Raw genomic sequence first — 16325 nt, forward strand, 5'->3', positions numbered from 1 at the left:
CTCGTCGAAAGATCATCCTGGCATGTCGAACCGCATCCTCCAAGCGACGCTGCGTCTCATGGGCCAGGACGCCGGAGCCGGACGCATGCTGGCTTCGGTCGGCGGCAAGATGGAGCAGATGGACCGCCGGGCGGAGGCGTTCAACCGCCGCAACGGCGCGTTCATGCGCGGCCAGGCCATGCTCGTCGGCGGCACGGCGCGCCTTCTCGCCGGTGTTGCCGGACCGGCCGCGATCGCTGCCGGGATGACGGCGGCCGTGCGTGGTGCAAACAGTCTCGAAGAGGCGCTCTTCGGCATCGAGAAGAAGTCGGGCGCGAGCGCCGCGCAAATGGCGCGCATCAAGCAGGAAATCCTCGATCTCAATGACGAGCTCCCCTCGGCGATCGAGGATATCGCAGCCGCGTACGAGCGCGGCGCCGCCGCTGGTCTGCCGCTCGAAGATCTGCGGGAGTTCACAAAACTCTCGGTCAAGGTCGCCGACGCCTTCGAAATGTCCGAAGAGGAGGTCGGCAACGTCTTTGCCGGATGGCGAACGGCGCTCGGCCTTACCGGGGGCGCGGTCGAGAAGCTGACAGACCAGATCAACTATCTGGCGGATGCGGGCATCGCCGACGAGCGCGATCTCGTGCAGTTCATCGACCAGTCGAGCGGGCTCATCAAGAACTGGGGACTTTCGGAAGGGCAGGTCGCAGCACTCGCCGCGACCATGAAGAACCTCAAGCTCGACACGTCCGCGGCCGCCACGTCCATGCAGAACCTGACGTCTCGCCTTCTGGCTCCGGACGTCATGAACAAGGACGGCATCATTTGGATGCAGAAACTCGTCGGCGACACGAAGGAGTTTCATAAGCTCGTCAAGGACGATGCCCAGGGGGCGCTGCTCAAATTCCTGGATTCGCTCTCCGAGCTCGACCGCTTCCAGCGCGCCGAGGCCCTGACGCGCATCGTCGGCCGCGGCTATTTCATGGAGATACAGACGCTCTCGTCGAACCTCGACGAATACCGTCGCAATCTCCGGATGCTGCAGAATGAATCCGCCTATATGGGCGGGATCGACCGGGTCTTCGAACGACGCATGGAGCTCAACCGCGTCAAATGGGGCATGGTCTGGAAACAGCTGGACGAGCTGAGCCGGCGCGCCGGCGACATGGCGTTTCCGGCGCTCAAGGCGGGCGCCGACCGGATGCTCGATCTTTTCAAGTACATGGACGAGAACGGTACGCCGTTCGAGCACATGGCGGAGGCGATCGACGGCTTTGCCAAGGGCGCCGGCTACGAAGACTTTTCGACCATGCTTGGCGAGATCGGCGATCAGCTCGATCGCATCGCCGGCGGCGGTGACGGCAAATGGGAGCTAACGGACACGTTCAACGCCGCCGCCGAGGCGGGGGCCGCGCTCGCCACCGTCCTGGAGCGCGTCGAGCGGGCCATGCTCAATCTGGAGCGTGTCAAGTTGTGGCTCAATGTTTCCGGCGCGAATACGGGCTTTGCGACGATGACGCAGCGCGGATTGCGCGCTCTCGGCCGCGGTGCGCAGGCGATCAACCCGGCCGACGATGTCAGCGCCGAAGAGGCGCTGCGTCTCTTCGACCAGGAATTCGACCAGATCCCGAAGGATATTCAGGAAAAGCGCAAAGAGAACCTCAGGCGCCTGCAGGAGATCGACGCGCGGCTCCAGGAGATCGACCGCGCCGAGGCCGGCCGTGGGGCAGGCGTCGAGAATGTCCAGCGGCGCCGCGGCGATCGGGCCGCCATTGCGCAACATACGCGCCTGGCGCGTCTTGCACGCGAGGCGGAGGATGCCAGCATGGCGGCGCTCGGCGCCACCGGCGGGGCGACACCTGCCGCGCCGGGCATCGCGCCGCCCTCGCTGCCGCGGGCACGGTCGAGCGCGATCGAGGTGCCTCAGCTGCCATCCGCGCCGGCTCTGCCGCCTGAGGCCTCGCTCGAGGAAACCATGCGCGCCTATGAGCGCATGGCCGAGCTCCAGGACGAGATGAAAGAGGCGAAGGCGATCTTCGACATCGATCCTTCCGCCGGTCTCGCCCGCATCCAGGCGATCCGTGAAGAGATGGAGGACCTCGCCACGGTCAAACCCTCCGTCGACGTCAATATCGATCCGGCGCTCGCGAGCCTTAAACGCCTCGAAGCGGAGGCGGCGCAAACCGGACGGCGCGTCAATCAGGCGCTCGCCTCCGGGCGGCGGTCCGGGCTCCGCGGCGATGTCGGACGGTCGATGCCGGCCGAAGCCGGGATGGCCGAAGAATGAGCCGCGACTGGTCGAAAGCCTTTCGGCGCGCCTCGTTTCGCGGCGTGCCGTTCTGGGTCGAGCGCGACATCGTCGCCGGCGGCCGCCGCGTCGCGGTGACCAACATCGCCTATGGCGAGACGCCGGTCACCGAGGACATGGGCAAGCGCGAAACCGTCTGGCCGATCGACGCCTATGTCGCCTCCGACCTCGCCGACATCGAGGCGACGGCGCTTGCCGCCGCGCTCAACACCTCCGGGGCGGCGCTTCTCGTCCTGCCGATGGAACCGGCGCGCCTGGCGCGCTGCATCCAGTTCGAACGGCGGCGCGATCTCGACCGCAACGGCTATATCGGATTCCGGGTGCAGTTCATCGAGGCGGGCGCGGGCGTGTCTTTCCCGGCGGTCACCGGGCCGTCGCCGATCGCCGCGGCCATCGTGACCGGGGCGGAGATCCTCGGCGCGGCCCTGGCGGAAGTGCTCGACTGATATGAATGCGGCCGAGATCATCACCGCCGCCCTCGCCAGCGTGGCGCGGGTCGAGGCCCTGCGTGCCGCCTCCGTCATGCCGGCGGCGCGCGAGGATACGGCTCTGCGGCTCTCCGAAGCGGCGAGTGCCGCAGCGGCGCTCGCCGATTCCGCGCCGGCCGATTTCGTGGCGGGGCTCACCGCATTCGCGCGGCATGTCGGGCTCTACGGCGAGCCGGCGGAGCTCTTTCGGGCCTGCGTCGCCGACCTCGACAATACGGGCGAGGCCGGTCCGGTGCGCATCATCGCTGATGCCACGATCTTGTCGACGCTCTGCCTCGTGGCGCTCCGCCGCGATTATACCGCCCGCCAGGATGCCGCCGCAGCGCGCACGACGATCGGCGCACTTGCCGAGCCGGTGATCGAAACGTCCGGCACGCTCCTCGGCGAGGCCGCCTTTGCGCATCTCTCCGACCTCGTCGGTCAGAGCGTGCGCAACCTGTCGCGCATCGCGGCAGATCGGGCGCCGCTGGTGCGCGTCGAGACCGGATTGTCGCTGCCGTCGACGGTGCTTGCCTGGCGTCTCTATCAGGACCCGGCCCGCGCCGCCGAGCTCGTCGAGCGCAACCGGGTGACGACGCCCGCCTTCATGCCCGTGTCGCTGGAGGCCGTGGCGCCGGAATGAGGGCAGCATGAGCGACCCGCTGGAGACCGTCACCGTGGAGGTCGGCGGCGAGGTCTACGGGTTGTGGAGCGAGATCGATCTCGTCTTCGGCGCCGAACAGGCCGTGCGCACGGCAAATCTCACCTGTGCGCATCCGGGCCTCGCCGGTATCGGTCGTTTCAGGATCCGCCCGGACATGCCGGCGCTGGTCAAGGCGAGCGGCGAGACGGTGATCACCGGCTATGTGCGCGACGTCGATCCGAACCATGGCGATCAAAACGAGAAGATCCGCGTGACGATCGGCTCGAAGACGATCGACAGCGTCGAGAGCTCCGTGCTGCACGAAAGCGGACGCGTGGAAAACGCCGACATGCTGGAGATCGCGGCCGAGATCGACCCGACCGGGGTGGAATGGATTCTCGCCGGCTCGAAGCCTCCGAAAGAGCCGTGGCACCAGGTCGTGCCGTCACGCTCGCCGTTTCGGGAGCTCGAAGAGCTGGCGCGCTCGCGCGGCTATCTGCTGCACGACAATGCGGACGGGCAGATGGTGCTCGCCGACCGGCCCGAGGGCCGGCATGCCGGCGCTCTCGCGATCGGGCAGGGCGGCAATATCGTGCGTGCCGAGAGCAAGCTCACCGGCAATGGCCGCCATGACAAGGTCGTCGTCCGCGGGCAGGGATCGCGACGGCACGGGGCGACCGAACTTCGCGCCGAGGCGACGGCGCATGACGGGACGGTCGGGCGGTCGCGCCCGCAGATCATTCTGCACGAGGGCGAGCCGAGCTATGCGCGCCTCAAGAAACGCGCCGACAACCAGGTGCGTCGCGCCGCGGGACGGTCGCGGACGGCCAGCGTCGAGGTCGCCGGATGGCGCGACCAGGCGGGCCGCATCTGGTCGCCGAACTGGCTCGTCTATCTCGACGATCCGCTGATCCTCTTGCGGCAGGATATGGCGATCAGCCAGGTCACGCTGCGCCAGGGGCCGGGCCTGTCGGAGGATGCCGCGGCGACGCGGGCGATCCTGCAACTCGTCGATCCGCGCGCCTTCGGCGGCGACGACACCGGCGGCGACAGCGACGCGGTCTGGCAGACGCCGGACCCTGAGGCGGAGGTGACGGCCGAATGAGCCAGTTCAGGCCGTATCTGACGCGGCTCGAAATCGACAGCGACCGGGAGAGCGACGGGCTTCTCCTCCTCTCCGGCCGCGGCCGCGCCGGCGAGGCGCCGCGCGATATCCTGTGGATGCAGCAGCACGGGCTCGCCTCGCGTCCGCCGCAGGGCGCCGTCGGCGCGTTCTTGGCGCTCGGCGGGGCGCATGCGCAGCCGCTCGCCGTCGGCGGGGAACATCCAGGTCTGCGCCCCCGCATGGAGGCCGGCGAGACCGTCATTTACAACGCGCACGGCCAGGCCGTGTCGATCGTCAAGAACAACATCCGCATCGTCGGCGGCGACAGCGTGCACATCAAGGCGACGACCATCATCCTCGACGGCGAATGCCGCCTCGGCGGAGAGGATGCGAGCCGGCCGGCCTCGGCGGAGGGCACGGTCGACAGCGACGGCGATGTCGACACCGGCAATCTCGCGACGCGCGTCTATGTCAAATGACCGTCAAATGAGCATCACATGACCATCCGCATCGTGCCGCTCACGGAGGAGCCGGAAGCGCTCCTGTCGCCGGACATCGTCTGGGACGGAGAGATGGGCGATTTCGCACCGGCCGGACCGGACGAGACCAAGAACCGCGGCGGGCTCCGCGCCCGGGCGCAGCTTGCGACCGCAATCCTCATGCTCCTGCAGACCGATCGCCGCGCCGATCCGTCAGAACTCCGCGACGGCGACGACAATCGCGGCTGGGTTGGCGACGGCTTCGATATCGATCTCGACGCTTTCGAGCGTCCGCTCGGCTCCAAGCTCTGGCTTTTGCGGCGGCGCAGCGTCGACGAGGTGGAGACGCCGCGGCTTGCCGAAGATTATGCCCGCGAGGCGCTGCAAGTCCTGATCGAGCAGCGGGCCGTGGCGCGCATCGACGTCGATGCCACGGCGCGCCCGGCAGACCGCCGGCTCGATCTTAACGTCGCGCTCTACGGCCGCGACGGAACGCAACTCTATGCGGCGCGCTATGGCGTGCTGTGGGACCAGGTGACACGTGGCGACATCCACCCCCTCGCTCAATAGCCTGTCGCAGCGCATCCGCGGCGCGTTCCGCCAGGAGCTGCCCGACACGGATGCGACGATCTGGCCGAACACGCTCTACGTGATCGGCAAGGTGATCGCCATCGCCCTCTACGAGGCGCATCTGCGGGCGACTTGGATCTATCGCCAGATCTTTGCCTCGACTGCGGATGGCACGCATCTCGACCGGCACGCCTACGAGCTCGGATTGACGCGCAAGCCCGCGACGCGCGCGGCGGGCGAGATCGAAATCACGGCGACGCCGGAGACGATCTATCCGGCCGGCATGCGATTCCTGTCGGGCGCGCAGAGCTATGTCGCGACCGAGGCGGCGACGGCGAGTGTCGCCGGCGCCCTCGTCGTCACGGTGCGGGCCGAACAAGCCGGGCTCGCCGGCAACCGCGAGGCGGACGAAAGCGTCTCACTCGTCGATCCGGCGCTCTACAGCGGCGTTGCCACCACCGGCAGCGTCGGGGCGGACGGGATCGGTGGCGGGGCGGACCGCGAGAGCGACGAAAGCCTGCGCGCGCGCATCCTCGACCGCAAACGGCGCGTGCCACAAGGCGGCGCGGAAAGCGATTACGAACAATTCGCCCGGGCGGTGCCGGGCGTCTCAAAGGCCTGGGCGCAGAGTTTTGCGGGCGGGCCCGGCACGATCGGTGTCTGGTTCTTGATGGAGGGGCGGGCAAACGGGATCCCGACCGCCTCAGACGTCGCCGCGGTGCAGGCGGCGCTCGACGAGCGGCGGATGATCCGGGCCGCGGCGATCGCTGCAGCGCCCGTCATGCGCCCGATCGACATCGATTTGACGCTCGTTCCGGACACGGAGGCCAATCGCGCCGCGGTCGAGGCACAGCTCGCCGCCATGTTCGCGGCCCGCGCCCGGCCCGGCGTTGCAGGTGACGCGTTCGTCATGTCGGTTTCATGGATCGCCGAGGCGATCTCGATCGCGCTCGGCGAGGACCGCCACCGGCTGCGCGCGCCGTTAAACGACGTCGTCTATCTCGGCGGCGAGATGCCAGTCCTCGGCACCATCCGGTATTTCTCGTGAGCACCTATTTCGTTCCGGCCGGATCGGATTTCTCGGCAAGCGACGGCAGTGCCGTTATCGAAGTGACGTGCAATCCCGACCCGCTCGGCAGCGCACCGCCCGACAATGCCGACGTGCTTTCGGCCCCGTCCGCCGACGATCTTCTCTCCGTGGCGCTCGCCGCACAGCCAGCGGGCGCGGCGTGGCGGAGCCCGGACGGTGTCGCGCCCGACACGACGAGCCGCATGGCGCGGTTCTGGCGGGCCGTCTCGGCGCCGTTTGCCGATTTCTATGCGCGCCTCTTCGGCATCTCGCAGGAATCGACCTCGGTCTCGATCGTCGACAGCCTCGAAGATTGGGAGGCGGAATATGCGCTGCCCGGCCCCTGCGCCCCGTTCGACCCGGCCGTCTCGGCGCGCCTTGAAACGCTGCGCCTCACGGTGCGCGGACAAAACTATGTGACGCCGGCGGATTTCACCTGCCTCGTCGTGTCGATGGGGCATAGCGAAGTCGTCATCGAAGAGCCGGCGCCGTTTCGCTGCGGGGAATCGCGTCTCGGCAGCGACCACCGGCTCGGCAATGCGGCGATGCCCTATGAATGGGTGATCCATCTCGACACGCCCTTCATCACGCATTTTGCCTGCGGCACGTCGGAGCTCGGCATCGACCGGCTGACGGATTTCGGACGGGCGAGCGAGGTCGAGTGCCGGGTCAATGCCGTCGCGCCCGCCTGGACGCGGCCCGTCTTCGCTTACGCGCTCGTGGCCGATTAACCGGCCGGACCACTCTCACAGCAAGAGGCCAGCATGGAATACAAACCGCCCGTCGGCGCGGTGGAGGACGCGTCCTATGTGACCGGCAATGCCGGCGCCGGCATCCAGGGTTCGCAGGTGCCGGCCGAGGCGATCGAGCACCCGATGCGCGAGATCCTCAACGTCATCACCGCGGCCGATATCGAGCCGAACGGTTCGGATCTGTCGCAGCTCCTTCAGGCGATCCAGATCATCGCGGGTCTCGCCGGCGGCAATGCCGGCGTCGGCGGCTTCAACCGCATGCGGGTCTATCGGACAGGGACGTCTGTCTGGGTGCCGTCCAGCGGCGTCAATCTGGCTTTCGGCATATGCTGGGGTGCCGGCGGCGGCGGCGGCGGCGCGACCGGCAAAGGCGCGGGCGGTGCGGGCGGCGGCGGCGGCGGCTTTGCGGCGGGCTATTTCACGCCGACGCCGGGCTCCGGCGTTTCGATCATCGTCGGCCAGGGCGGCAAAGGCGGTTACCGCACGGGCGCCGGTCAGGCCGGCGGCCTCTCCTCGATCGGTGCCTTCATGTCGGCAACCGGCGGCACGGGCGGCTCTGGCTCTTCCTCCGGCGTCGGGCGCCCGGTCGGCAAGGGCGGCAAGGGCTTCGGCGGTCAGTTCAACCAGTTCGGTGGGTGGGGCGAACCCGGCTATCTCTCTGCCAACAACGCCTATTTCTCCGGCAATGGCGGCGCGTCCTTCGGCCTGTGGCGTGCCTCTGGAACGCTCGGCGGTGTCGGCGACGGAAACTTCCTAACCAACGAGGACGAAACCGGCCTTGACGTGCGGCCGGGCCAGGGCGGGCCGGGCGCCTCCAACAATGGCTTCGGCTTCACCGGCCAGGATGGCCTCGTTCTCCTCTTCTATCGCGACGCAACGGAGTAGGCACCATGCCGTGGTTCATCATCGTCAACGGTGAGGTTACGCAGAAATTCACGTCGCTGCCGCAGCTCGCGCCAGGCATCAATGCCGAGGAAGTGTCGCAAAGCGTCTTCGACGAAGTGTCGACCGGCTATGTGCAGGACGGGCTGGGAGGTTACCGCGAACGCCGCTGGTACGACGAATACGACAATGTCGACCAGATGAAACTTGGCGCGGCCAACGAGTGGAAAAAGGATTCGGCCGAAGGGCTGATGAGCATCTTCTATTCCGATTATCCGGCGAACGAGATCGCGGCGTTTGCGCAATCGCGCCTCGCGGCGGAGGCCTATCTCGCCGATCTGCCGGAGCTCGACGATATCGGCGCGGCACAGAAAGCCCTGATCGAGAACGAGGCGACGGCGCGCGGCAAGACGCCGACCGAGGTGTGCAATTCGATCATCACCAAAAACGACGAGTATCAGAAGGCGATCGGGCGGCTCAAAGGCTTCCGCGCCAACGTCGATCTCATCGTCGATGATTTCGCGCGCGATATCGGCGAAAGCGAGCCTGCCGCCAAGGACCGGCTCTGGGGACTGCTCGAAGCGGAATACAATTCCGCCGAAACCGCCATCGACCTGATCGTGACGTGACGCGATGGCTCTGATCACCGGCGACCCGCCGGAACTCGATTTCGAGGCCTATGCCAACGAGGCCTGGATCTGCTCGCTGGAATTCCTCAACGCCGACGACGAGACGCCCTACGATTTGACGGATCTGGCGTTCTCGTTGCAGCTCCGCCGCCGGCCCGAAAGCGCCACGCTCGATCTGGAGCTGTCGACCGCGACGGGCGAGCTCTACGTCGACGAGACCGATCCGGCAAACGGCGTTCTCAACATCCTGGCGCCGGTCGCGGCCGTGCGCCGGCTCTCCGGAATTTATACCTATGACCTCCTCGTCTGGCGCGCCGCCGTCAATGAGACGGCGCGCATCTGGCTCCGAGGCAAAATCACTGTCGGCACGGGAGTGACGCGCGATGCATCCTAAATCTTCCGCCGCGATCGCCGTTCAGCCGCGCGGACTTCCCGGCCCAGCCGGCATGGACTTCAAAGGCAAGTGGGAGCGGCGCACGACCTATGCCTGGCGTGCCGTCGTGCTCCATGCTGACGAGCAATGGTTTGCTCTCCGCGGCAACACCGGCATCGAGCCGGGCTCGTCGGAATCCGACTGGCGTCTGTTTCTCCCGAAAGGGGTTAAGGGCGACCAGGGCGAGACGCCGACGCTCGAATGGCGTGTCGAGGACGCGACGCTGCAGGTGCGCCGCGTCGGCGACATCGACTGGGTCACGCTCTCGGCCACCTCAGCGCTCGGCCAGCGCATCCTGTCGGGAGTTGCCGATCCCGCCTCGGGCGACGGAAATGACGGCGATTATTACCTCAATACCACGTCTTACGTCCTCTTCGGCCCCAAGGCTTCGGGCGCCTGGCCGACGCCTGGCCTCACCCTCAAGGGCATCCAGGGCGATCAGGGGCCGCAGGGCGAGACCGGGCCGCAGGGGCCGCAGGGCGAGGTGGGCGAGACCGGCTGGGACGTCGCCTGGACGACCGGCGCCACGGCCGAGACCGACCACACCTATGCGTTCGGGAACAAGCGCTGGCGCGCCGTGCAGGGCGGCTTGCTGCCCGATCCGCCGACCGCCGACCCGATGTCGGATCCGACGAACTGGGAATATCTCGGCGATTTCGCGTCGACCTCCCACACCCACACGATCAACCAAATCGCCGGTTTGCAGACGGCGCTCGATGACATCGACACGGCGATCGAAGGCGCCTTGTCCGAAGCCGACGTGCTCGACCTCGTCACCGGCGACCAGACGGTTTTTGCCTCGCCGGGCTTGCTCAAGCCCGCGCCCACCAACGGGGCGGAGCCGGGCGAGATCACGGTCAACGGCGTGTCGTACGACACGCTGACGTTCGATCCCGCCACGCAGCAGACGGCTTATCTCACGTTCGTGCTGCCGAAGTCGTTCGCGCCCGGGGGCACGCTGAAGTGCCGGGGAGTGTTCACGCATGAGGGTTTCACGCCGCCGACCTATGATACCGACGTGCCGAGCGGCGTGGCCTCTCCGTATGGCGTCGCCTTCAATAATCTCGGACAGTTCATCATCTCTGACAGTTCCGCTGACACGATCTTCGTCCGCGACGGGTTCGGTGGGGCCGCGGTCACATCGTTCGCGTCGCCGGGATCGGGTCCATCTGGGCTCATCGCTTGGGGCGGCACCGATCTGATCAGTCTCGATTATTCGATCCCGCGGATTTACAAACATGTCGGTATTAGCGGGGATTTATATGGCAGTAATGGGGTGCCTGGAAGCGGTCCTCGCGACATCGTGGAAGACCCTGTCGGGGGTAATCTTTACCTCTGCGATTCCAGCACTGATACAATCTACGCCATTGATCCTTTTTCGTTGGAGCCAACGGGGTTCAGTTTTGCCGCACCGTCCGGCGGGATGGTGGTCGGCATCGCCATAGACCCTGATGGCAACCTATGGACTTGCGATGCGACTGCACTCAAGCTGCGCAAGCACCGTGGAATTTCAGCGACCGTCGACGACGAATTCAATCTGCCGACGACATCACCAGGTGGCATGACATTCGATCCACAAGGGAGGCTTGTCCTCGCCGGACAATCTGACAACACGATCTACCGTCTGGATGTCCGAAAAAGCATCGCTCTCTCCGTTTCCGCTGGGGCCGCTGGAGACGGCGACGCGCTCGGGGCTGTCGGCTCGGCTGTCATCTCGTCGGGTGCGTGCTCCGGCTCGGCTGGCCGATTGTGGTGCACGGCAGAAGTCGATGTCCCGCTGCCGGGCGCACAGCCGGGCGATCAGTTGACGATCAAGATTGATCGCGCCGTCGCCAATGCCGCCGACGATCTCGGCGTGTTGGTGCATCTGCTCGGGCCCGAGATCAAGTATCCGACGTCCGCGGCGACGGACAGCTGAGGGTGACGACCATGACCATGATCATGCATGCGCTGGTGTCTCCCGAGGACGCGATCGTCGATCGTAGGCGGCAAGACCCGGACAACCTGCCTGCGACGCGTCCCGGCTGGCGCTGGCTGCCGGAAGAGCGCGATGATGCGCCGGTGAACCCTGACACGGAGGTGGCGACCGAAGAGGTCCTCACGGTTGAAGAGGATCGCGTCGTGCGGGCGCGAGGGAAAAGGGCGCTGACCGTCGAGGAATTGAAAGCCGAGGTGGCGCGGTTGCGCTGGGAGCGCGAGGTTGCTGGGATCGAGGTGGTGATAGCCGGCGAGACGGTGCCGCTCTCGACAGCGCGAGGCGATGATCGCCAAGCGCTCGACTCGACCTATGCAGCCATTCGCGATGGCTTGAGGCAGGATAGCGCGACGTTCAAGTTCGCAGATCTGACATCGCGGGCGGTCAGCAATGCCGACATGCGGGCCGCCGTTGTCGCAGCGCTGGCGCATATCCAAGCCTGCTTCGACCTAGAAGGACTCGTCGCCGCGGAAATCGACGCAGGCATGATCACCAACAAGGCGCAGGTCCGCGCCGCGTTTGAGGCGAGCTGATGGCGCTCAATGGATCCGCGCTGACGCTGATGGGCGGACGGCGGAGATCGAGGGCTGCGCTCGCGGATATCGGTGAAGCGGGTCTCCTGCATTGGTACGACTTCGACGATTTCAGTGGAGATACTGAGCGAGTTATCGCCGACCAGTTTGGCGGCGCTGATCTAGATACAAGGGGGAGCTGGATCGCCGACGGCAATATACGAATGCACTCGGCAAGCGCGCGGACCACATCAGCCGCCCTTCAATCGGCTCTTGCCGCGCAAGCGGACAAAAGAGCTTTCAGCTGTATTTTCGTAATGAAAGCTGTCGGCTCGTCAGATTACTATTTCGGAAATGTAATTGATGGCGGCTCGGGAGATACTAGATATTATTTTGCCGGGGCTCGATTTTACACATTGATTGCGCGAAAATCTCGGTATGATTATCTAACGATGCCAGCCGCGAAGGCGGCAATGCACATGTTGGCAGTTACGGGTTCGGCTGGGGAGGGACTTCACGTGCACCAGTTCCAGGGCTCAGATATAGATTACCGATCACCGGCTTTAGGCTCTTCTAATTTTTATTGTTTCCCTACAGCAGCTAGCAGCGAGTTTTTGCAAAGCCAGTCGTGGGCGACTGCTCACGCGAGCCTTTGGGCGCGGATGCTGACGCACGCGGAGCTCAAGACGATCTGGGACACGCGGGCGGAGCATCTGTTTCGCTATGCTGAAGCCTTCTGATATCTGCGCCTTCAACAGGCGCAGCCAGGGCCTTTATGGCATTCCTTGTTGCGGGCGATGCAGCTGTCGCCGCAAGGCTTGCCCTTGCTGCAGTGCTTGCAGCACGCGGTCGGCTGGACCGGGATCGACGTCATCTCGGCAGGGACCGGGGCCTGTTTGAGTAAGGCAGCGAGATCCAGCACCGGTGCGGCTTGGGCCGTCGTGGCCATGGTCGCGATCAAAAGGGCTGCAACCAAGCGCATGATATCCTCCCGCATATGCGCGCCTTGCGAGAAGAATGCGCAGCATGCCCGCACGAGTCGAGACGCCTGGATGCCGCGGGATAGGCGGCGGGCGAACTGCTGAACCCAAAGCACCGACTAGAAGCGCCGGGGTAGATCCCAGAGCCTGAAGGTTGAAACGCCCTTCCCGGTGGGGCTGCCGGCGGCCCGCGCACTGTGGGCAGCCGGGACGGGCGACCTTTTCGAATATTGGAGTACGACATGAACCTCGTCTGGAACTGGCGGAGGGTGCTTCGCCATGCCTGGAGTTTGCGGCTCATCGCGCTGGCGGCGCTTCTCTCCGGCCTGGAAGTCGCGCTGCCTTATGCGGACGACCTCCTGCCGATTCCGCCGGGCCTCTTCGCCCTTCTCTCTCTCCTCACCACGGGCGGCGCCTTTGCGGCCCGGCTCATCGCGCAAAGGAGTGTCTCCGGTGTCCAGTAGCAGGCTCAAGAAAGGCATCTTCGGCACGGTCACGGCGCTCGGCATTCTCGCCGTCGGCTTCGTCGGCGGCTGGGAGGGCAAGCGCAACGTCGCCTATCGCGACATCGTGGGCGTGCCGACGATCTGTTTCGGGGAAACCCGAGGCGTGAAGATGGGCGATACCGCGACCGACGCGGAATGCGCCACCATGCTCGGCGACGGTCTCGTGGAATTCGAAGCGGGCATGCGCTCGTGCCTGCGCGATCCGGATGCGATTCCCGACGAGAGCTACGTCGCGTTCCTGTCGGCCGCCTACAATATCGGCCAGCGCGCCTTCTGCCGCTCCTCCATGGCGCGGCGCTGGAACGCCGGCGATCTTCGCGGCGCATGCGATGCGCTGCTCATGTGGAACAAGGCCGGCGGGCGGGTCATCCGCGGGCTGGTCAACCGGCGCAAAGCGGAGCGCGAGCTCTGCCTCAAGGGCCTCAAATGACCGCGCTCCTCGCCAACCCTTTAGCGATCGTCGCGGCGGTCCTCGCCGTCCTCGCCTCCTATGGCGGCACCTATGCCGTGGGCGACCATTACGGCTATGCCCGCGCCGAGGCGACATGGCAGGCGAAATACGACCGCCTCGTCGCCGACACCGAAAAGGCCTCGGCCGAAGAGACGATCCGGCAGCAGCAGGCGAATGCGGAGGCCCGCCGGGCCGCGGACGAGACCATCGCGGAGCTGCGCTACCAGCTCGCCCAGCAGGACGTCTTTATGAAGGAGCTCGAAAATGCGGCTGATAGCGATCCCAATGCTCTGCGCGACTGTCTTGGGCCTGACAGCGTGCGGCGGCTCCAAAATCCTGCCGGTCGCTGAGGCGCCGATCCTGGAGCCGGCGCCGGCGGAGCTCGCCTCGCACTGCGCCGATCCGGTGACCCTGCCGGGTCGCGGTCTGACCCAGGCGGAGGTCGAAAAGCTCTGGGCAAGAGACCGGTTTGCGCTGACGGGCTGCGGCCTCACCAAGCAAGCCGTCGTCGATTTTTATGTGCGGCGCGATGCGGCCCTCACGAGCCCCGGCCGCTGAGGGCGTGATGTCGGACGAGATGATGTGGCTGATCGGCCTCGGCGTGGCGTTTCTCGGTACCCTCGCCACCATCGTCGGCGGCGCCGTCATGCGCGACCGCCAACAGTCGGAAAAGATGCAAACGACGGAACGTCTCCTGTCGGGGAAGGTCGAGGACGGTCACGAAAAGCTCGGCGAACGCATTCGCGAGGGTGACAACCGACTTGATGAAAGGATCAACCGCGTGCGCGACGAGCTCGCCGAGAGCTATGTGCGCCGGGTGGATCTCGAAGGCCATATCGCGCGCCTCGACAGCCAGTTGCAGGAGCTTCGCAGCGACGGCAAGGCGCAGAGCAAAGAAATGACGACCCGCATGGATGCGCAGCGTCAGGAAATGACGCAACGTTTTGATGCGCTGATGGCCGCAATCCAGTCGCCTCGGGCGCGGAAGAGTGCCCCGTCAGCGGCGGCTAAGAGAGTTTAGAGTCAGACAAGTCTATTGTTTTTATAAGTTAATCCTATGTGTATTCTATAATTCCACCTTTAACTTGCGCGTAACGTAAGAAGGGCATTCTATTTTTGTATATATAGCGTTGGGAGATAAAATGATCATATTTATCAAAGACGAACATATACCGTCGCCAGAGATGGCTGGGCCCCTCGCGGAAATGCTGTTCGAATTGTCGAAGCTATCGCGCTTGTACGGCTGGAACTTTCTTGCACACCTCATCGAGATGGCTCGCTTCGAGGCGCTGACGATCGAAGCGCGGGGCGACTAATCGGTGCCGCACCAGACGTTGCCTTCGTTGGGCCATCGCTGAGACAGGCCTTCCTCAATCAGCACCTGCCCCGCATCGCGACCGTCTGACAGACGGACGGTCGCCAACTCTCTGCCGAAATTGCCGCGTTCGTGTACCCACTCAATTGTGTAACCGTCGCTCATAAGTTCGCGGAGGCGATCACGTGCCCGTTCGCCGAGCTGTCTCTCGCGGATGCATGCGGCATGGCCGATCTCAGGCGTATCAACATCGATCGCGCGCCATTTGACGCCGGCTTCCCACCCGGTGTCGCCATCCACAACGCAGGTCACCTTACGAGCCGCTCGGTTTCCGCCAGTGCAGATCGGCAGCATCTCCCCTGCTGCTGCCGATGAAATCGCCACATCGGAGAGGATTGTGCGCCAGAGCACGATCCCCGGCGCGATAAGATTTGTCCAATAATAGAAGGCAAGAAACGCCGCGCCAAAGGCCAAAAATACGGCCCATTTGAGCCGCGCCGCACGGGTCCGCCCCTGCGCAGTTGCCTCCTCGATCATTTCGATCCCCCTACCCAGACCAGGAGTAAGACATGCCGGCAAAGTCCATGCCGATCAAGAATGATGCTGCCTGCGCGGAGGCGATCGCGCGCATTGGTACGATCCGGGCCGACCTTGCTCGCATCGAAACGGAGAAGGCAAAGGCGGTGGCCAAGGCGGCAGCCGCGGCGGAGGAGACGGCGAGCCCGCTGCAGGAGGAGGAGGCCGGGCTCGTCGTCGCAGTAGAGGCTTATTGCGCCAAGGAGCGGAAACGTCTCACCGAAAACGGCAAGTCCAAGACGGCGGAGTTCAAGACGGGCAAGGTCGCCTGGCGCAAGGGCCAGGCAAAGCTCGTCATCGACCCGGCGCTCGAAGACAAGATCCTCGACAAGCTCAAAAAGCTGCAGGGATTTACCAAGACGAAAATCGCGATCGACAGAAGCGCGGTGAAAACCTCACTCACCGACGATAAGGCCTCGCCGCTCAAACGCATCAAGGGCCTGTCGATCGAGGAGGCGAAAGAGACGTTTTCCGTGACGCCGACCGGCGCGGAGCTTGCCGAGCGCAAGGATCTCGCAGCCTGACCTGACACACTCCCCCGCCAGGTGATACAGTGGCGGGGGCCGGGCTGGTAACCCGGCCGCGGGGCCAGTTGGTAGCTGCGAAACCCCGCACGACGTGACCATCGGATAACGTCGCCCCGCCGCTGCGCGCAGCGCGCCGAGCGTCTGTCATCCAGGACATCTTTGCA

At 65.4% G+C, this 16325-nt stretch carries 23 protein-coding genes; 21 read left to right on the plus strand and 2 right to left on the minus strand.

The features are described 5' to 3' along the window. Window positions 1-22 precede the first annotated feature (22 nt). Genes EO094_RS09085 through EO094_RS09145 form a run of 14 tightly spaced genes read left to right on the plus strand, consistent with a single transcriptional unit; the run spans window position 23 to window position 12546 of the window. Window positions 23-2269 carry a phage tail tape measure protein gene (locus tag EO094_RS09085; protein WP_128292008.1) on the plus strand — a complete coding sequence of 749 codons (2247 nt, stop codon included), beginning with the start codon at window positions 23-25 and terminating at the stop codon, window positions 2267-2269. Next, window positions 2266-2736 (plus strand): DNA circularization N-terminal domain-containing protein, encoded by a 471-nt coding sequence (locus EO094_RS09090; protein WP_128292009.1) that lies wholly within the window; start codon window positions 2266-2268, stop codon window positions 2734-2736. Before EO094_RS09085 ends, EO094_RS09090 begins: the two co-directional genes overlap by 4 nt. Before the next feature lies 1 nt (window position 2737). Beyond that, window positions 2738-3400, plus strand: a complete 663-nt coding sequence (locus EO094_RS09095; RefSeq protein WP_128292010.1) for a hypothetical protein — start codon at window positions 2738-2740, stop codon at window positions 3398-3400. A gap of 7 nt (window positions 3401-3407) precedes the next feature. Next, complete coding sequence (locus EO094_RS09100; protein WP_128292011.1) at window positions 3408-4505, plus strand: phage baseplate assembly protein; 1098 nt, start codon at window positions 3408-3410, stop codon at window positions 4503-4505. Beyond that, complete coding sequence (locus EO094_RS09105) at window positions 4502-4984, plus strand: phage baseplate assembly protein domain-containing protein (protein WP_128292012.1); 483 nt, start codon at window positions 4502-4504, stop codon at window positions 4982-4984. Before EO094_RS09100 ends, EO094_RS09105 begins: the two co-directional genes overlap by 4 nt. A gap of 18 nt (window positions 4985-5002) precedes the next feature. Continuing rightward, the gene (locus EO094_RS09110; RefSeq protein WP_246008449.1) at window positions 5003-5554 is read left to right on the plus strand and encodes a phage GP46 family protein; all 552 of its coding nucleotides are present in this window, start codon (window positions 5003-5005) and stop codon (window positions 5552-5554) included. Beyond that, entirely contained in the window at window positions 5526-6602 is a 1077-nt protein-coding gene (locus EO094_RS09115; protein ID WP_128292013.1) for a baseplate J/gp47 family protein, read from the plus strand. The genes EO094_RS09110 and EO094_RS09115 overlap by 29 nt, the downstream gene beginning before the upstream one ends. Then, window positions 6599-7354, plus strand: a complete 756-nt coding sequence (locus EO094_RS09120; protein WP_164879607.1) for a putative phage tail protein — start codon at window positions 6599-6601, stop codon at window positions 7352-7354. The genes EO094_RS09115 and EO094_RS09120 overlap by 4 nt, the downstream gene beginning before the upstream one ends. 33 nt (window positions 7355-7387) lie before the next feature. Further along, window positions 7388-8260 carry a glycine-rich domain-containing protein gene (locus tag EO094_RS18425; protein WP_164879593.1) on the plus strand — a complete coding sequence of 291 codons (873 nt, stop codon included), beginning with the start codon at window positions 7388-7390 and terminating at the stop codon, window positions 8258-8260. A gap of 5 nt (window positions 8261-8265) precedes the next feature. Further along, a complete protein-coding gene (locus EO094_RS09125) occupies window positions 8266-8886 on the plus strand; it encodes a hypothetical protein (RefSeq protein ID WP_128292015.1) in 621 nt (206 codons plus the stop codon). Between the two features lie 4 nt (window positions 8887-8890). Beyond that, window positions 8891-9280 (plus strand): hypothetical protein, encoded by a 390-nt coding sequence (locus EO094_RS09130; RefSeq protein WP_128292016.1) that lies wholly within the window; start codon window positions 8891-8893, stop codon window positions 9278-9280. Between the two features lie 52 nt (window positions 9281-9332). Beyond that, window positions 9333-11237, plus strand: a complete 1905-nt coding sequence (locus EO094_RS18705) for an NHL repeat-containing protein (RefSeq protein ID WP_128292017.1) — start codon at window positions 9333-9335, stop codon at window positions 11235-11237. A 17-nt stretch (window positions 11238-11254) separates the two neighbouring features. Then, window positions 11255-11827 (plus strand): DUF4376 domain-containing protein, encoded by a 573-nt coding sequence (locus EO094_RS09140; protein ID WP_164879608.1) that lies wholly within the window; start codon window positions 11255-11257, stop codon window positions 11825-11827. Beyond that, window positions 11827-12546, plus strand: coding sequence for a hypothetical protein (locus tag EO094_RS09145; protein WP_128292019.1), 720 nt, complete (start codon window positions 11827-11829; stop codon window positions 12544-12546). The genes EO094_RS09140 and EO094_RS09145 overlap by 1 nt, the downstream gene beginning before the upstream one ends. Window positions 12547-12557: 11 nt before the next feature. Here the strand turns inward: EO094_RS09145 and EO094_RS09150 are convergent, their stop codons facing one another. Next, window positions 12558-12788 (minus strand): hypothetical protein, encoded by a 231-nt coding sequence (locus EO094_RS09150; protein WP_128292020.1) that lies wholly within the window; start codon window positions 12786-12788, stop codon window positions 12558-12560. Between the two features lie 240 nt (window positions 12789-13028). Between EO094_RS09150 and EO094_RS09155 the strand changes: the two genes are divergently transcribed. From EO094_RS09155 to EO094_RS18430, 6 genes are all read left to right on the plus strand, one after another. Continuing rightward, complete coding sequence (locus EO094_RS09155) at window positions 13029-13250, plus strand: DUF7940 domain-containing protein (protein WP_128292021.1); 222 nt, start codon at window positions 13029-13031, stop codon at window positions 13248-13250. Next, entirely contained in the window at window positions 13240-13722 is a 483-nt protein-coding gene (locus EO094_RS09160) for a lysozyme (RefSeq protein WP_205649931.1), read from the plus strand. The genes EO094_RS09155 and EO094_RS09160 overlap by 11 nt, the downstream gene beginning before the upstream one ends. After that, window positions 13719-14093 (plus strand): hypothetical protein, encoded by a 375-nt coding sequence (locus EO094_RS09165; RefSeq protein ID WP_128292023.1) that lies wholly within the window; start codon window positions 13719-13721, stop codon window positions 14091-14093. The genes EO094_RS09160 and EO094_RS09165 overlap by 4 nt, the downstream gene beginning before the upstream one ends. Next, window positions 14047-14301 carry a hypothetical protein gene (locus EO094_RS09170; RefSeq protein WP_128292024.1) on the plus strand — a complete coding sequence of 85 codons (255 nt, stop codon included), beginning with the start codon at window positions 14047-14049 and terminating at the stop codon, window positions 14299-14301. The genes EO094_RS09165 and EO094_RS09170 overlap by 47 nt, the downstream gene beginning before the upstream one ends. Window positions 14302-14308: 7 nt before the next feature. Next, entirely contained in the window at window positions 14309-14764 is a 456-nt protein-coding gene (locus tag EO094_RS09175; RefSeq protein ID WP_128292025.1) for a hypothetical protein, read from the plus strand. A 121-nt stretch (window positions 14765-14885) separates the two neighbouring features. Then, entirely contained in the window at window positions 14886-15059 is a 174-nt protein-coding gene (locus tag EO094_RS18430; RefSeq protein WP_164879609.1) for a hypothetical protein, read from the plus strand. Here the strand turns inward: EO094_RS18430 and EO094_RS09180 are convergent. Beyond that, the gene (locus EO094_RS09180; RefSeq protein WP_128292026.1) at window positions 15056-15595 is read right to left on the minus strand and encodes a thermonuclease family protein; all 540 of its coding nucleotides are present in this window, start codon (window positions 15593-15595) and stop codon (window positions 15056-15058) included. The genes EO094_RS18430 and EO094_RS09180 overlap by 4 nt on opposite strands. A gap of 32 nt (window positions 15596-15627) precedes the next feature. On the opposite strand from EO094_RS09180, the gene EO094_RS09185 reads away from it, so the two are divergent. Further along, the gene (locus EO094_RS09185) at window positions 15628-16158 is read left to right on the plus strand and encodes a host-nuclease inhibitor Gam family protein (protein ID WP_128292027.1); all 531 of its coding nucleotides are present in this window, start codon (window positions 15628-15630) and stop codon (window positions 16156-16158) included. The last annotated feature ends 167 nt before the right edge of the window (window positions 16159-16325 follow it).

The sequence above is a fragment of the Afifella aestuarii genome (genome assembly GCF_004023665.1).
GTDB classification, from domain to species: Bacteria; Pseudomonadota; Alphaproteobacteria; order Rhizobiales; family Afifellaceae; genus Afifella; species Afifella aestuarii.

Bases quoted from the DNA above. Each gene is read 5' to 3' on its own strand.
- EO094_RS09100 (WP_128292011.1), top strand. From the start codon at position 3,408: ATGAGCGACCCGCTGGAGACCGTCACCGTGGAGGTCGGCGGCGAGGTC.
- EO094_RS09090 (WP_128292009.1), top strand. From the start codon at position 2,266: ATGAGCCGCGACTGGTCGAAAGCCTTTCGGCGCGCCTCGTTTCGCGGC.
- EO094_RS09175 (WP_128292025.1), top strand. From the start codon at position 14,309: ATGTCGGACGAGATGATGTGGCTGATCGGCCTCGGCGTGGCGTTTCTC.
- EO094_RS09095 (WP_128292010.1), top strand. From the start codon at position 2,738: ATGAATGCGGCCGAGATCATCACCGCCGCCCTCGCCAGCGTGGCGCGG.
- EO094_RS09110 (WP_246008449.1), top strand. From the start codon at position 5,003: ATGACCATCCGCATCGTGCCGCTCACGGAGGAGCCGGAAGCGCTCCTG.
- EO094_RS09165 (WP_128292023.1), top strand. From the start codon at position 13,719: ATGACCGCGCTCCTCGCCAACCCTTTAGCGATCGTCGCGGCGGTCCTC.
- EO094_RS09180 (WP_128292026.1), bottom strand. From the start codon at position 15,595: ATGATCGAGGAGGCAACTGCGCAGGGGCGGACCCGTGCGGCGCGGCTC.
- EO094_RS09085 (WP_128292008.1), top strand. From the start codon at position 23: ATGTCGAACCGCATCCTCCAAGCGACGCTGCGTCTCATGGGCCAGGAC.
- EO094_RS09185 (WP_128292027.1), top strand. From the start codon at position 15,628: ATGCCGGCAAAGTCCATGCCGATCAAGAATGATGCTGCCTGCGCGGAG.
- EO094_RS09130 (WP_128292016.1), top strand. From the start codon at position 8,891: ATGGCTCTGATCACCGGCGACCCGCCGGAACTCGATTTCGAGGCCTAT.
- EO094_RS18705 (WP_128292017.1), top strand. From the start codon at position 9,333: ATGGACTTCAAAGGCAAGTGGGAGCGGCGCACGACCTATGCCTGGCGT.
- EO094_RS09125 (WP_128292015.1), top strand. From the start codon at position 8,266: ATGCCGTGGTTCATCATCGTCAACGGTGAGGTTACGCAGAAATTCACG.
- EO094_RS18425 (WP_164879593.1), top strand. From the start codon at position 7,388: ATGGAATACAAACCGCCCGTCGGCGCGGTGGAGGACGCGTCCTATGTG.
- EO094_RS09150 (WP_128292020.1), bottom strand. From the start codon at position 12,788: ATGCGCTTGGTTGCAGCCCTTTTGATCGCGACCATGGCCACGACGGCC.
- EO094_RS09145 (WP_128292019.1), top strand. From the start codon at position 11,827: ATGGCGCTCAATGGATCCGCGCTGACGCTGATGGGCGGACGGCGGAGA.
- EO094_RS09105 (WP_128292012.1), top strand. From the start codon at position 4,502: ATGAGCCAGTTCAGGCCGTATCTGACGCGGCTCGAAATCGACAGCGAC.
- EO094_RS18430 (WP_164879609.1), top strand. From the start codon at position 14,886: ATGATCATATTTATCAAAGACGAACATATACCGTCGCCAGAGATGGCT.
- EO094_RS09140 (WP_164879608.1), top strand. From the start codon at position 11,255: ATGATCATGCATGCGCTGGTGTCTCCCGAGGACGCGATCGTCGATCGT.
- EO094_RS09155 (WP_128292021.1), top strand. From the start codon at position 13,029: ATGAACCTCGTCTGGAACTGGCGGAGGGTGCTTCGCCATGCCTGGAGT.